The organism is Pseudomonas kairouanensis, from assembly GCF_004682055.1.
In the GTDB taxonomy this organism is placed as follows: domain Bacteria; phylum Pseudomonadota; class Gammaproteobacteria; order Pseudomonadales; family Pseudomonadaceae; genus Aquipseudomonas; species Aquipseudomonas kairouanensis.
The window spans coordinates 84,266-96,913 of the sequence record NZ_QUZU01000022.1 but is presented as its reverse complement, the minus strand read 5'-3'; the positions used below and the strand labels follow the sequence as shown (position 1 = coordinate 96,913).

The following is a 12,648-nucleotide window of genomic DNA, read 5'->3' as shown; positions in this document are numbered from 1 at the left end:
GCGGTGGATCAGTCAGCTCATCTGTACCTGACCCACCGCCATCGGGAGCAAGCCCCCTCCCACATTTAGCCCTCACAGGTCTTGAGTGCTCAGCAGCCTTTAGGGCTTCCAGGTCTGTACGTCCTTGGCATCCACGGCTTTGGGCAACAACCCCGCCTTGAAGAACGCATCGGCAATCTTCTGCTGCTCACCCAACTGGTCAACCGTCACCGGCTGCACCTGGTAGCTGCGGTGTGCATTGGCGGCTTCAACCGTGGCCACATCCAGGTTGCCCCACAACGGGCCCAGCACTTTCGCCGCGTCCTGCGGATGGGTTTTCACCCACTGGCCAGCCTTGTCCAATTGCTCATACACCACCTTCAGCACCTCTGGATGCGCCTTGGCGTACGGCGTGCCCGTCAGGTAATAGCGCTTGTAGCTGGCCAGGCCTGCGCCATCGGCCAAGGTGCGCGTGGGCAGCTGACGTTGCACGCTGGTGAGGAAGGGTTCCCAGGTGACCCAGGCGTCCACCTTGTTGTTCTCGAATGCCGCGCGGCCATCGGCAGGGGAGAGGTAGGCCGGTTCAATGTCGGAGAACGCCAGCCCTGCTTTGGCCAGTGCGGCAATCAACAGGTAGTGCGTGCCCGCCGCTTTGGTCACGGCGATTTTCTTGCCTTTGAGGTCGCCCAGTTGCTGGATCGGCGAGTCCTTGCGCACCACGATGGCCTGGGCCGAAGGCGAGGGCGCTTCCTGGGCGAAGTAGGTGAGTTTGGCCTGGGCGGCCTGGGCGAAGATCGGCACGGTGTCAGCGACGTCGGCACTGATGTCCACGTTGCCCACGTTCAGCGCTTCCAGCAACGGCAGGCCGCTGGGGAACTCGTGCCAGCTCACGTCGATATTGTCGGCCTTGAGGGCTTTTTCCAGGGTGCCCTGGGTTTTGAGCAGGGTGATCAGGGTAGAGGACTTCTGGTAACCGATGCGCACGGTTTCCTGGGCCCCGGCGCTCACGGCGACAGAAAAGGCCAGCAACCCGAGTACGGCAACGAGGGGACGACGTATGGACATGGCGAACTCGATCTTCAACGAAATAGTGCCGAGCATAAAGTTCTAAAAACCATTCGTTAAATACTCTTTCGATCTTAGCTTAGGGCGGTTTTTCAGCGTTTCGACGAATCGGGCATAACCATAGAGTTATATGTTTCTTTCATAATAATTGTCCATTTATATAATCGAATTGATTCTATAAGAGGATGTTGTGCATGGATGATTTCGCCCGTCTCACCCGCCGTCGCCTGTTGGGCATGGCCGGGATCACCGTGGCCAGCCTGTCGCTGCCACGCTTTGGTTTCGCGGCCGATGAACACGCCGGTCACGCTGTCGCCCAGGAACCCACGGGCACGGGCGAGTTCATCCGCCTCGACGCGCCACGCAAGTTGAAGCTGGCGGTGAACCTCAATGCGGTGTGCCTGGCCCCGGTGGTCATTGCCCACGGCCAGGGCTTTTTTACCAAGCACAATCTGGATGTGGAACTGGTCAACTTCGGCAACTCCACCGAGGTACTGCTGGAGGCCATCGCCACCGGCAAAGCCGACGCAGGTGTGGGCATGGCGTTGCGTTGGCTCAAGGCGTTGGAACAGGGTTTTGATGTGAAGCTCACCGCTGGCACCCACGGCGGTTGCCTGCGCTTGCTCAGTGCGGTGAACGGCACGGTCGCCAAGCTCGAAGACCTCAAAGGCAAGGCCATCGGCGTGACCGACATGGCCAGCCCAGACCGCAATTTCTTCTCGATCCTGCTGAAAAAACACGGCGTCGACCCGGTGCGCGATGTGGAGTGGCGCCTGTACCCGGCCGACCTGCTCGGCACCGCGCTGGAGCGCGGTGAGGTGCAGGCGATCAGCGGCAGCGACCCGTTCATGTACCGGCTGATCAAAGCCGGCACGGCGCGGGAGCTGTCCACCAACCTGGTGGAGGAATACGCCAACCTCAGTTGCTGCGTGGTCGGCGTTACCGGCAAGTTGGTACGCGAAGACAAACGCGTGGTCGCGGCGCTGACCCAGGCCATCCTGGAAGCCCACGACTATTCCGTGCAGCACCCGGAGGAAGTCGCCAAGGGCTTCCAGGCCCATGCGCTGAATACCTCGGTGGAGGAAGTGCAAGCGATTCTTCACGACCACACCCACGGCCACCATGCGGTGGGCGCCGCGCTGACCCAAGAAATCACCACCTACGTCACCGACCTAAAAACCGTCGAAGTCATCAGCAAGGGCACCGACCCGGTGGAGTTTGCCAAGGAGATCACCGCCGATGTCTTCAGCTGAAGCCTCCACCCTTAACCCGCCGCTATCCCTGAAGTTCTGGGGGCAGGGCGCTGCAGTGGTGGCGGCCTGGCTGGCCGTCGCACTGTTGATCAGCTACTGGCCCAACGCGGTACGCAACTGGCCCATGACCCAGGGCTTGGCCAATGTCTGCGTTGGCGTGGCGGCCGTGTTCGTGGTGCTGAGCGTGGTGGGGCGCAGGGTGACCAGGCTGGGCACGCGCCTGCGCACGGCCGGGCCTTGGCTGATTGCGTTGCCGGTGTTACTGGCTATCTGGGAGTTGCTCACCGCCAAGCTCGCGCTGCTGCCGGTGCCGTTTTTTGCGCCGCCCCAGGCGTTACTGGCGGTGTATGTCGAAGACTACGCGCGCTTGGCCGACAGCCTGTTGCACTCGGCGTTATTGCTGGGCTCGGGCGTGGCGCTGGGGGCGGTCACCGGGTTTATCGCCGGTGTAGCCATTGGCTGGTCGACGCGCATCGGCTACTGGTTGCACCCGGTGTTGCGCATCCTGGGGCCGGTGCCGTCCACGGCGCTGCTGCCGCTGTGTTTTTTCCTGTTCCCCAGCAGTTGGAGCGCCAGTGTGTTCCTGATCGCCCTGGCGACGTGGTTTCCGGTCACGGTGTTGACCTGGTCGGGGGTTGCCAGTGTGGACAAAGCCTATTACGACGTGGCGCGCACCCTCGGGGCCAAACAGGGCTTCCTGATCTTCAAAGTGGCGATTCCGGCCGCGTTGCCCCATGTGTTTGTGGGTCTGTTCATGGGGTTGGGGGCTTCGTTTTCCACCCTGGTGGTGGCGGAAATGATGGGGGTCAAATCCGGCATCGGTTGGTACCTGCAATGGGCCCAGGGCTGGGCGGCCTACGCGAATATGTACGCCGCGTTGCTGATCATGGCCTTGGCCTGTTCAGGCTTGATCACCGGGTTGTTCCTGGTGCGTGACCGCTTGTTGGCCTGGCAGAAAGGAGCAATGAAATGGTAGCCCTCCCAAAGGCTGTATCGGCGTCCACAGGGTTGGCGCTGCGCATCGAAAACCTGAGCCATGGCTTTGCCCTGGATGGCACGCACCTACCGGTGTTGGAGCGGGTGTCGCTGGACGTGGCACCGGGTGAGTTTGTGGCCTTGTTGGGGCCTTCGGGGTGCGGCAAATCCACGTTGCTGCGCTTGGTGGCCGGCCTGGAACCGGCGGATTCCGGGCGTTTGCTGGCCGATGGTGAGGCAGTCACCGGGCCGGACCCAAGCCGTGTGGTGGTGTTCCAGGACCCCACGCTGTATCCATGGCGCCGGGTGTGGGACAACGTTGCACTGGGCCTGGAAGCCCAGGGCCTGCTCAAGACCCACGCAGGCAAGGTCGATGAGGCCTTGGCGAAAGTCGGCCTCAGCCAATTTGCCCGGGCATATCCCCGGCAGTTGTCGGGTGGCATGGCCCAACGTGTGGCGCTGGCCCGGGCGTTGGTCAATCAACCGCGCTTGCTGATTTTGGATGAGCCGTTGGGCAAGCTGGACTCGCTGACGCGGATCACCATGCAAAAGGAATTGATTGAGTTGTGGCAGCGCCAGGGGTATACGGCGTTGTTGGTGACCCATGACGTGGAGGAGGCCCTGCTGCTGGCCAATCGGGTGATTGTGTTCAGTGACCGGCCCGCGCGGATCCAGGCGCAACTGACGATTGAGCGGCCGTACCCGCGGCATCGGGATGATCCGTATCTGGTGGAGCTGCGGCGGCAGATATTGGGGTTGTTGGGGTTGGGAGCGAGTTGGTAGCTAACGGGTGTCTGCGGGTGTACCCCGCTCAAAATGTGGGAGCGTGCTTGCTCGCGAATGCGGTGTATCAGTGAGTGAATCAGTTGACTGACACACCGCCGTCGCGAGCAAGTCGCACCGCCGCTCTCACAGTTTGATCTGTGTGTATCAGTTAAAAAGCCTGACTTTGGATAACGTTGTAATTTCCCCGGCACTAGGGTCTGATGGGCGCCGATATGGGTTTGTCAGGTTGGCAATAATGCGGGCAGAACTTGCACAGTATGGCGGTATTACCGTGATGATTCCGGCCGCACTGATGATTGCCGTGTGGTTGCGTTATTCCAATCCCTGGGCACTTCGGGCCTGGGTAATAACAGTGGGGATAACGTATTCGCTGGTGGCCGCCAGTAAGTTGTTATTCAAAGGCTGGGGTGTGTCCTTTCAGCACTTGGACATTGCGGTATTAAGTGGGCATGCCATGAACACCTGCCTGATGGTCACGGTGACGGCGAGCCTGGTGGCGCGCCAGTTCAATCCAATGTGGCGTTGGCCGGCGGCAGCGGCCGGGTTGTTGGTCAGTGCCTGGTTCAGCGCGTATTGCGTCGCGCCTTATATCCATCCGTTGAATGAAGCCTTGGCCGGCGCCACGTTGGGCGCGGCTGCGGCTGTTGTGTTTCTTTGGCGTATAGAAAACACCGAGGTCCAAGTGGCGCCTCGGTTTATCGGCGGTGGCCTGGTGCTGTTGCTGTTATGCGCCCTGGTGCCCAAGTACAACGCCGAATTGCTGCTCAACCGCGTGGCCATCAGCCTGTCGGGCGCCGAGCAGGCCCATCAGGAACCGGCCTGGCGCCTGGACACGGCGCACACGAAGGCCGAGTAAGTCGCCAGGTCCAGGGCCAGGTTGCTGTCCACCATCAATTCCAGCAATACCGTCTGGGCATTGAAGCGCTGCACGTCGCCCCGGCGCCTGGCGTCCTTCATCTGCTTGAGCAGTGCGTGGGTAATGTCCAGGGGCGAGCTGGTGCGCAGGTGGTCCAGCCAGTGGCCGATGGCCCGGGTGTTGCGCTGGTACTGCTCGCCCTGGGGCGGTTCGCCGAAGCCTTCGAAGATCCCCGTGAGTTTCCTCAGCGCATAACCGCGCCGCCAATCACCCAGCAGGCTCATGGGCGTTCCTCGTGGCCGCAGATGTTCGCCAGCAGTTCTGCGGTCTTGGCCTGCATGAACCGGCTGTCGCCACGGCTTTCCACACACAGGCACACCGACAACGGGTCGCTCACCTGCAATTTGAAGCGCCAATCGGCAAACACCATCGACAGCCCGGCGCCAGACTCGTCGCTGTCCAGGGAGTTGTCGGCATACAACACCTGCATGCGCTCGACCACACGGCTCGAATTATTCACCTCGACATGAATATTTCCCGAAGAAGGAAAAAGGCCAATACGCTCTACCAATAACTTTGAAGTGTTCATGGCCATCCCCTTGCAGTTGCAGTTGAAGGGCACTTTATTATGCGAAGGTGAAAAAGTACTGGAATGTTATTTTTAGTCGGTGAGTGCCGATATTGTTATTTTTTGTCTTGCGCGATAGATGGTCGCAGTTGATTGCATATGACCATAATTAGTCCGTCGTTAGTTGCTCGCTATTTAATAAGGCTGTCCCTTTTGCCGAAGAATAAGTGTGCGGTGCGTGGGAGGTTGCCTTGTTCAAAAACATACTGATTGTGTGCATCGGCAACATTTGCCGCAGCCCCACGGCGCAACAGTTGCTGGGCGCCGCGTTGGCGCCTGTCGGGATTTCGGTGAGTTCCGCAGGCCTTGCGGCCTTGCGCGACCATCCACTGGAGCCGCTGGCGGGGCAGGTGTTGCAGGAGCACGGGCATGTGCCCCAAGCGCACAAGGCGCGGCAGCTGAGCGTCGAGGCCGTGAGCGCCGCCGACCTGATCCTGGTGATGGAACAACGGCACATCGACGGCGTGCTCAACCTGGCCCCCGAAGCGCGGGGCAAGGTGTTCCTGCTCGGCAAATGGCAGCACGACCGCGAAATCACCGACCCCTATCGCCAGGGCAAGCCTGCTTTTGTGCAGGCCTATGCCTTGATCGAACAGGCCGCCCAGGCCTGGGCCCAGCGCCTGGCGCGCTGACGCCCTTCTTTAAATGATTGCAAGGAAGAAGACGCGATTTATGTATTCACCCCAGAACGCTCCCCCGGACAGTCCCCACCGTGACGAGATCGATGTGCTCGGCATGCTCGGCACCCTGATCGATCACAAATGGTTGATCGCGGGCATCACCGGCACCTGCATGTTGGTCGGTGCGGCCTACGCGGTCCTGGCGGCGCCAGTGTTCCAGGCGAACGCGTTGATCCAGGTTGAACCGAAGAAAAACGACATGCTCGGCTTCTCCGATGTCAGCAGCCTGCTGGGCAAGGAATCGCCAGCGGTGACCGAGATCGAGTTGATCAAGTCGCGCACCATCATCGGCAAGACCGTGGACACCCTGGCGCTGGATATCACCATCACGCCCCAGCATTTTCCGTTGATTGGCGGTTTTCTTGCGCGCCGTTATGTGCCGCAGCAAAAGGGCGACATTGCGCCGCCGCTATTGGGTTTGAGCCGCTATTCGGCGGGCGGCGAGCAGCTTGAGCTCAGCGTCTTGAACCTGCCCAATGCACTGCTGGGCACCACCCTGGTATTGGTGGCGGGCGAGGCCCAGGCCTACAGCCTGTTCGATGAAGATGGCCGCCAGATTGCCGCCGGCCGCGTGGGCGAGCCGTTCGCCGCCGAGGGCGTAGAGGTGCTGGTGAAGCATTTGCGCGCCAACCCCGGTGCGCACTTCAAGATCGTGCGCAAGGCCCGCCTGGATGCCGTGGCCGACTACCAGGACCTGCTCACCGTGATCGAGCGGGGCAAGGAGTCCGGAATCATCAGCCTGACCCTGGAAAGCACGCGTCCGGCCTTGGCGATCCGCACCCTCAATGAAATCTCCAACCTGTATGTGAAGCAGAACGTCGACCGCACCTCGGCCGAGGCCGCCCAGAGCCTGTCGTTTCTCAACGACCAATTGCCCCAGGTACGTCGCGACCTGGAAAAGGCCGAGAACGCCCTGAATCGCTTTCAAACCCGCAGCAAATCCATCGACATCAGCCTGGAAGCCAAGGCCGTGCTTGACCAGGTGGTGGCCCTGGACACCGGCATCTCCGAACTCAAGCTGCAACAGGCCGAGATGGACCGCAAGTTCACGCCCCAGCACCCGGCATATCGCGCCCTGGTCGCCAAGCTCGCCGAACTCAATGCCAAGCAGGCGCAGATGACCAAGCGCGTCGAAGGCCTGCCCACCACTCAACAGGAACTGCTCAGCCTGACCCGCGACGTGCAAGTGGGCACCGAGATCTACACCCAGTTGCTCAACCGTTCCCAGGAGCTGGACGTGATGCGCGCCGGCACCGTGGGCAATGTGCGCCTGATCGACAGCGCCGACGCCAACCTGGCCAAACCGGTGGCACCGCGCAAACTCATCGTGGTGCTGTTGGCGATGGTGCTCGGTGGCATGTTGTCGGTAGGCCTGGTGCTGGTGCGCAACCTGCTCAACCGTGGCCTGGAAAGCCCGGATGACATCGAGAAGCTCGGGTTGCCGGTATACGCCTCGATTCCGTTCAGCCCCTTGCAAAAAGCCGAGGAGGCCAACGCTTCCAAGCAGCCGTCCGGCACGCCGCCGTTGTTGGCGCTGAACCATCCCCACGACCTGGTTATGGAAGCCATGCGCAGCCTGCGCACCAGCCTGCATTTCGCCATGCTTGAAGCCAGGAACAACCGGCTGATGATCACCGGGCCCAGTCCCGAGGTGGGCAAGACCTTCGTCTCCGCCAACCTGGCGGCCATCGTGGCGCAGTCGGGCCAGCGGGTGCTGTTGGTCGATGCCGACATGCGCAAAGGCTATCTGCACAAAATGCTCGGCAAGGCCGTCGAGACAGGGCTATCCGACCTGCTGGTACAGCGCTGCGATCTGGACGCGGCGATCCACTCCACCGGCGTTGAACGCTTCGACTTTATCGGCCGAGGCCAGATCCCGCCGAACCCCTCGGAACTGTTGATGCACCCTAATTTCGCCACGCTGCTGGCCCAGGTCAGCGAGCGCTACGACCTGGTGATCATCGACACGCCGCCGTTGCTGGCGGTGACCGATGCGGCGATCGTCGGGCGCCAGGCCGGCACCAGCCTGATGGTCACGCGCTTCGGGGTGAACTCGGCCAAGGAAATCGAGCTGACCCTGCGCCGCTTCCACCAGAACGGCATCGACATCAAGGGCGCGATCTTCAACGGCGTGGAAAAACGCCGCTCCGCCAGTTATGGCTATGGCGACTACGGCTACTACAGCTACGCCTATCAGTCCGACAAGGCGTGATGCGCCATGGATAAGGTGCTTGAAATTCCCCGTTCGTTGTCGCGACGTTTTCGCCTCAACGTCCTCAGCTATGGCTACACCCAGCTGGTGACCCTGGCGGCGCAACTGGTGCTGGTGCCGTTTTTCCTGCATGCGTGGGGCACCGGGCGCTATGCCGATTGGCTGGTGCTTACCGGGATTCCGTCGATGCTCAGCCTGCTGGACCTGGGCGTCGCTCAAGCCTCGGCCACCAGCGCCACCTTGCGCGCCAGCCAGGGCGATGTGCCCGGTGCGCGGCGCAGTGTGCAGACCGCCTTGGCCTTTACCTTGGCGGTGGTTGCGGTGGTGTTGCTGTTTGCCTTGACCCTCGGCCAGTGGCTCGACTGGGTCGACCTGCTCAAGCTCAAGACCCTGGCACCGGAGCAGGCCAGCCTGGTGGTGCTGTTCATGTCCGGTTACCTGTGCACGCGGTTGCTGGGCGGGCCGATTGATGCCTGGTTTCGCACCATCGACCGCACCGTGGGCGGGGTCTTTATCATGGCCAACCGCCGGACCCTGGACATTGTGCTGTCCATCGTCGTGCTGCTGCTCGGTGGCTCGGAACTGCAACTGGCCCAGGGCATGTTCTTCAGCCAGGTGCTGTTCCTGGTGCTGGTGACCCTGTTTGTGCGGCGCATATCGCCGTGGCCATTGCTGGGCTTGGCCTCGGCTTCCTGGACTGAGTTCCGTGGAATCTGGAAACCGGCCGTGGGCAGTGCAGCCATCCCGTTGGCCCAGGCGACCACCCTGCAGGGCGGCTTGCAGGTGCTGAACCAGATTGCCGGCCCCGCGGTGGTGGTGGGCTACACCATGGCCCGCACCCTGATGCGCCTGATCATTCAATTGGGTATTACCTGCAGCAATGCCCTCACGCCGGAGATTTCACGGCTGGCCGGGCGCGGCCAGTTCGACGAAGCGCGGCGCTTCACCCAGCGCGCCAGTTCCCTGGTGCTGGGCCTGTGTGTGCTGGTGTACGCCGCCGGTATCTGGGCCGGTCCGCAGGTGATCCTGCTGTGGAGCCATGGCCTGGTGCAGGTTGACCGCATGTCCCTGGCGCTGATCGGCTCCCATACGATTCTCAACGTGGCGTGGTTCATCCTCGCGGCGATGCTGATTTCCACCAACCGCCATACCCGCACCTCGTTGCTCTATGCCCTGAGCAGCGCGGCGGCCTTGTTGCTGTGGCTGGCCTGCAAGGACCGTATCGATCCGCTGTTGGGCGCCTCGCTGCTGTTGTCGTTGCCGGAGTTGGTGGTGCTGGTTTACCTGCGCGTATTTCGCGCTGCGCAGGTGACGCCATGATGCTGTCCCAGGCGCGCCTGACCCTGTATTTGCCACTGACGTTTTTTGCCTTGCCCCTGGCGCTGAGCAACAACCTGTCGCAACCCCTGGCGCTGCTGCTGTTGGCGCCGTTTGTGCTGTATGCGTTGCGCGGGTTCAGGCGGGCGGCAGCGTTGTTGGCACTGGTCATAGGGGCCAGCGTGTTGCAGGTGCTGTTGACCAGCGGCACGAAGATTTCGCTGTATCAGTTCCTGCGTTCGGGCATTCCGTTTTTCTATTTTGTGCTGCTGCTGGCCGGCTATCACCACGTCATGGCCAAGGTGGAAGTGATCGCCCGTGCCCACAGCCCGAACTACCGACGCATCATCGAGCGGATCATCTACCTCTTCGCCCTTGGTCAGTTGCTGCAGGTCAGCCTGTACGGGGTGGGCATCGATTTGACCAACGCGGCGTCCAAGTCCAGCGACGAGGTGGGGCGCATCATGCTGTTCCCCACCAGCTCGGCGGTGCTGTTGTTTTTCTATGCCTGCTGCCAACGCAAGATCGGCCTGATGCTGATCCTGGCCGTCACGCTGCTGGCGGCCGGTTCCAAGACCATCCTGGCGGCCATGGCCGTGATGATCCTGTTGTCGGCCATCACCCAGCGCAAGCTCAAGTCCCTGGGGGTGCTGGTGGTGGCCATCGCGGCCCTGGGCACCTTGACGTTCTATGCCAGCCCCCTGGCGGTGTCGCGCTTTGCCACCTACCTGTTCGAAGAAAAGGGCGAGGACGTGACCCGTGCCTTCGAGATCGCCCATGCCAAGGAAACCTTCCTGGAGAACCCGGCCACGGTGTTCCTCGGCAATGGCCTGGCCAAGCAGTTGACCCCCGGTGTGCCCACCAATGACGAGCGCTGGTTCGAGAACTCCAAGTTCGATATCGAGAACGGCTACTGGGGCGTGACCGCCAAGCTTGGGGTGGTGGGCGTGGCGTTGTTCTGCCTGCTGTTCAGCACCTTGCCGCGCACGCCGGTGTCGCTGGCGGTGGTGGCGATTCTGCTGATCTTTTCGTTCAAGACCAGCTACCAGTTCTTCACCACCTTCGACGGCAGCTATTTGCTGGTGTGGTCGATGATCATCGGCCTGCTCAACAAAACCGCGCCTGCGCGCCAGGCCGTATACCCCCATTACTTGTTAAAACAGGCTGGATCATGAGCGCATCTGCACGCCCCGTCAGGGCCGGGATACTGACGTACCACTTCAGCGAGAACTTCGGCGCGGTGCTGCAAGCCTATGCCTTGCAACGCTGGCTGCAGCAGCAAGGCTTGCAGGTGAGCCTGATCAACTACCACCCGGCCTATGTCGAGGATGGCAGCGAGATCCGGCAACTGTTCAACCCGCGCCAGCTCAAGGCCAATCTCAAGGCGCTGTACCTCAAGGCGTTGGCGTTTAAAACCCGTGTGCTAGGGCCCAATGCCCAGTCGCGCCAGTTCCATGCGTTCAAGACGCGCTTCCTGAATATCCAGGTGCCGCGTTATGCCCATGCCCATCAGCTCAAGCAGGCGGTGGCTGGCCAGCACTTGCTGGTGGCGGGCAGTGACCAGATCTGGAACCCCTCGGGGCAGACGGGCCTGGACCCGGCGTACTTCCTGGCGTTCGACTGCGACAAGGCGACCCGGCGTATTTCCTACGCCGCCAGCTTTGGCAAGGAATACCTGGAGCCCCACTACCACGCCGAAGCCCAGGGCCTGCTCAAGCAGCTGTCAGCCATCAGCGTGCGCGAGGAGAGCGGGGTGGGCATCGTGCAGCAGGTCTCGGGGCTCACCGCCCAGTGCGTGCCCGACCCGACGCTGTTGCACCGCGATTATTCGGCGCTGCTTGCCACCGCCACCCAGACCCGCATCGGCCACGTGTTCTGCTACGCGCTGCGTACCGGCGTGGGTGTGCGGGAAGTGGCCCAGGCATTGTCCCGGCAGGTGGCCGGGCCGATTGTGTCGCCGTACAACGCCCACCGGCGCTGGCGGCAGATCGGCGAGACCGTGCAGGTGGGGCCCCAGGACTGGCTCAAGCTGCTCAAGGAATCGGCCTACGTGGTGACCAATTCGTTTCACGCCACGGTGTTCGCGATCATTTTCGAAAAGCCCTTCATCGCGGTAGGCCTGCCCGGCAACAAAGCCTCGCTCAATGCCCGTGTGCGCAACCTGCTGGAAAAACTCGAACTGTCCCAGCGCTTCCTGCCGGCCGACGATGCAGGCCAGGTGCAGCGCCTGATCGATGCGCCTATCGACTGGGTGGCCGTGCGTGCCCGGCGCCAGGCCTTGCAGCAGGTGGGTGAACGCTACCTGCTGGAACAACTGGCGGCAGTGCAGCCATGAGCGATTTTGCCCAACTCAAGTACGTCGACACCTTGCCCCGCAGCAACAAGGCGCGGCGCCTGTTGTGGGGGATCGTCTACCACTTGCTGTTCCGGCCCACGCCGCGCTGGGCCCTGCACCGTTGGCGCAGCGGGTTGCTGCGCTGCTTTGGCGCCAAGGTCGGCGTGGGCTGCCGCATTGCGCCCACCTGCAGCATCTGGGCGCCGTGGAACCTGGAGATCGGTGACTACACCGCCATCGCCGACGGCGTGGATGTGTACGCCATGGCCCGCATCACCCTGGGCTCCAAGGTCGCCATCAGCCAACGCAGCTTCCTGTGCACCGGCACCCATGACACCCGCAGCCTGCTGCGGCCGCTGGTCACGCGGGAGATTGTGATCAAGGACCATGTGTGGGTCGCCGCCGAATCCTTTATCCACCCCGGCTGCGTGCTGGAGGAGGGCTGCGTGGTGGGCGCGCGCTCGGTGGTCACCGCCAGCCTGCCGGCCTGGATGATTTGCGTCGGTGCGCCGTGCCGCCCTTTGAAACCGAGAGACATCGCACTATGAAACAGGTGAAACGC

13 protein-coding genes are annotated in these 12,648 nt (G+C 62.1%); 10 read left to right on the top strand and 3 right to left on the bottom strand.

The genetic code is table 11. The features are described from left to right. Positions 1-99: 99 nt before the first annotated feature. Positions 100-1,044, bottom strand: coding sequence for an aliphatic sulfonate ABC transporter substrate-binding protein (locus DYL59_RS18070; protein WP_135290377.1), 945 nt, complete (start codon positions 1,042-1,044; stop codon positions 100-102). Positions 1,045-1,238: 194 nt separating this feature from the next. Between DYL59_RS18070 and DYL59_RS18065 the strand changes: the two genes are divergently transcribed. The 4 genes from DYL59_RS18065 to DYL59_RS18050 all read left to right on the top strand — a co-directional run bounded on the left by DYL59_RS18065 (position 1,239) and on the right by DYL59_RS18050 (position 4,914). Continuing rightward, positions 1,239-2,297, top strand: a complete 1,059-nt coding sequence (locus DYL59_RS18065; protein WP_135290376.1) for an ABC transporter substrate-binding protein — start codon at positions 1,239-1,241, stop codon at positions 2,295-2,297. Continuing rightward, entirely contained in the window at positions 2,284-3,273 is a 990-nt protein-coding gene (locus DYL59_RS18060; protein ID WP_135290375.1) for an ABC transporter permease, read from the top strand. The genes DYL59_RS18065 and DYL59_RS18060 overlap by 14 nt, the downstream gene beginning before the upstream one ends. Continuing rightward, a complete protein-coding gene (locus DYL59_RS18055; RefSeq protein ID WP_135290374.1) occupies positions 3,267-4,055 on the top strand; it encodes an ABC transporter ATP-binding protein in 789 nt (262 codons plus the stop codon). Before DYL59_RS18060 ends, DYL59_RS18055 begins: the two co-directional genes overlap by 7 nt. 238 nt (positions 4,056-4,293) lie before the next feature. After that, complete coding sequence (locus DYL59_RS18050) at positions 4,294-4,914, top strand: phosphatase PAP2 family protein (RefSeq protein ID WP_420359292.1); 621 nt, start codon at positions 4,294-4,296, stop codon at positions 4,912-4,914. Here the strand turns inward: DYL59_RS18050 and DYL59_RS18045 are convergent. Then, positions 4,866-5,198 (bottom strand): hypothetical protein, encoded by a 333-nt coding sequence (locus DYL59_RS18045; RefSeq protein ID WP_135290373.1) that lies wholly within the window; start codon positions 5,196-5,198, stop codon positions 4,866-4,868. The two genes, DYL59_RS18050 and DYL59_RS18045, sit on opposite strands and share 49 nt — an antisense overlap. Next, complete coding sequence (locus DYL59_RS18040) at positions 5,195-5,503, bottom strand: phosphomannomutase (protein WP_238340709.1); 309 nt, start codon at positions 5,501-5,503, stop codon at positions 5,195-5,197. The genes DYL59_RS18045 and DYL59_RS18040 overlap by 4 nt, the downstream gene beginning before the upstream one ends. A gap of 230 nt (positions 5,504-5,733) precedes the next feature. Between DYL59_RS18040 and DYL59_RS18035 the strand changes: the two genes are divergently transcribed. From DYL59_RS18035 to DYL59_RS18010, 6 genes are read left to right on the top strand one after another with little or no spacing between them, the layout of a single operon-like run. Then, positions 5,734-6,174: a low molecular weight protein-tyrosine-phosphatase gene (locus DYL59_RS18035; RefSeq protein WP_135290372.1), complete on the top strand. Its 441-nt coding sequence runs from the start codon at positions 5,734-5,736 to the stop codon at positions 6,172-6,174. Positions 6,175-6,214: 40 nt separating this feature from the next. Further along, positions 6,215-8,434 carry a polysaccharide biosynthesis tyrosine autokinase gene (locus DYL59_RS18030; protein WP_135290371.1) on the top strand — a complete coding sequence of 740 codons (2,220 nt, stop codon included), beginning with the start codon at positions 6,215-6,217 and terminating at the stop codon, positions 8,432-8,434. 6 nt (positions 8,435-8,440) lie between these two features. Continuing rightward, positions 8,441-9,754 (top strand): lipopolysaccharide biosynthesis protein, encoded by a 1,314-nt coding sequence (locus DYL59_RS18025; protein WP_135290370.1) that lies wholly within the window; start codon positions 8,441-8,443, stop codon positions 9,752-9,754. Beyond that, the gene (locus DYL59_RS18020; RefSeq protein ID WP_135290369.1) at positions 9,751-10,926 is read left to right on the top strand and encodes an O-antigen ligase family protein; all 1,176 of its coding nucleotides are present in this window, start codon (positions 9,751-9,753) and stop codon (positions 10,924-10,926) included. Before DYL59_RS18025 ends, DYL59_RS18020 begins: the two co-directional genes overlap by 4 nt. Beyond that, entirely contained in the window at positions 10,923-12,086 is a 1,164-nt protein-coding gene (locus DYL59_RS18015; protein ID WP_135290368.1) for a polysaccharide pyruvyl transferase family protein, read from the top strand. Before DYL59_RS18020 ends, DYL59_RS18015 begins: the two co-directional genes overlap by 4 nt. Beyond that, positions 12,083-12,634, top strand: coding sequence for an LbetaH domain-containing protein (locus DYL59_RS18010; protein ID WP_135290367.1), 552 nt, complete (start codon positions 12,083-12,085; stop codon positions 12,632-12,634). Before DYL59_RS18015 ends, DYL59_RS18010 begins: the two co-directional genes overlap by 4 nt. Positions 12,635-12,648 lie beyond the last annotated feature (14 nt).

Excerpts from the sequence above, each read along its gene's own strand:
- DYL59_RS18015 (WP_135290368.1), top strand. The coding sequence starts at position 10,923 with ATGAGCGCATCTGCACGCCCCGTCAGGGCCGGGATACTGACGTACCAC.
- DYL59_RS18065 (WP_135290376.1), top strand. The coding sequence starts at position 1,239 with ATGGATGATTTCGCCCGTCTCACCCGCCGTCGCCTGTTGGGCATGGCC.
- DYL59_RS18040 (WP_238340709.1), bottom strand. The coding sequence starts at position 5,503 with ATGAACACTTCAAAGTTATTGGTAGAGCGTATTGGCCTTTTTCCTTCT.
- DYL59_RS18025 (WP_135290370.1), top strand. The coding sequence starts at position 8,441 with ATGGATAAGGTGCTTGAAATTCCCCGTTCGTTGTCGCGACGTTTTCGC.
- DYL59_RS18070 (WP_135290377.1), bottom strand. The coding sequence starts at position 1,044 with ATGTCCATACGTCGTCCCCTCGTTGCCGTACTCGGGTTGCTGGCCTTT.
- DYL59_RS18010 (WP_135290367.1), top strand. The coding sequence starts at position 12,083 with ATGAGCGATTTTGCCCAACTCAAGTACGTCGACACCTTGCCCCGCAGC.
- DYL59_RS18055 (WP_135290374.1), top strand. The coding sequence starts at position 3,267 with ATGGTAGCCCTCCCAAAGGCTGTATCGGCGTCCACAGGGTTGGCGCTG.
- DYL59_RS18050 (WP_420359292.1), top strand. The coding sequence starts at position 4,294 with ATGCGGGCAGAACTTGCACAGTATGGCGGTATTACCGTGATGATTCCG.
- DYL59_RS18020 (WP_135290369.1), top strand. The coding sequence starts at position 9,751 with ATGATGCTGTCCCAGGCGCGCCTGACCCTGTATTTGCCACTGACGTTT.
- DYL59_RS18060 (WP_135290375.1), top strand. The coding sequence starts at position 2,284 with ATGTCTTCAGCTGAAGCCTCCACCCTTAACCCGCCGCTATCCCTGAAG.
- DYL59_RS18045 (WP_135290373.1), bottom strand. The coding sequence starts at position 5,198 with ATGAGCCTGCTGGGTGATTGGCGGCGCGGTTATGCGCTGAGGAAACTC.
- DYL59_RS18030 (WP_135290371.1), top strand. The coding sequence starts at position 6,215 with ATGTATTCACCCCAGAACGCTCCCCCGGACAGTCCCCACCGTGACGAG.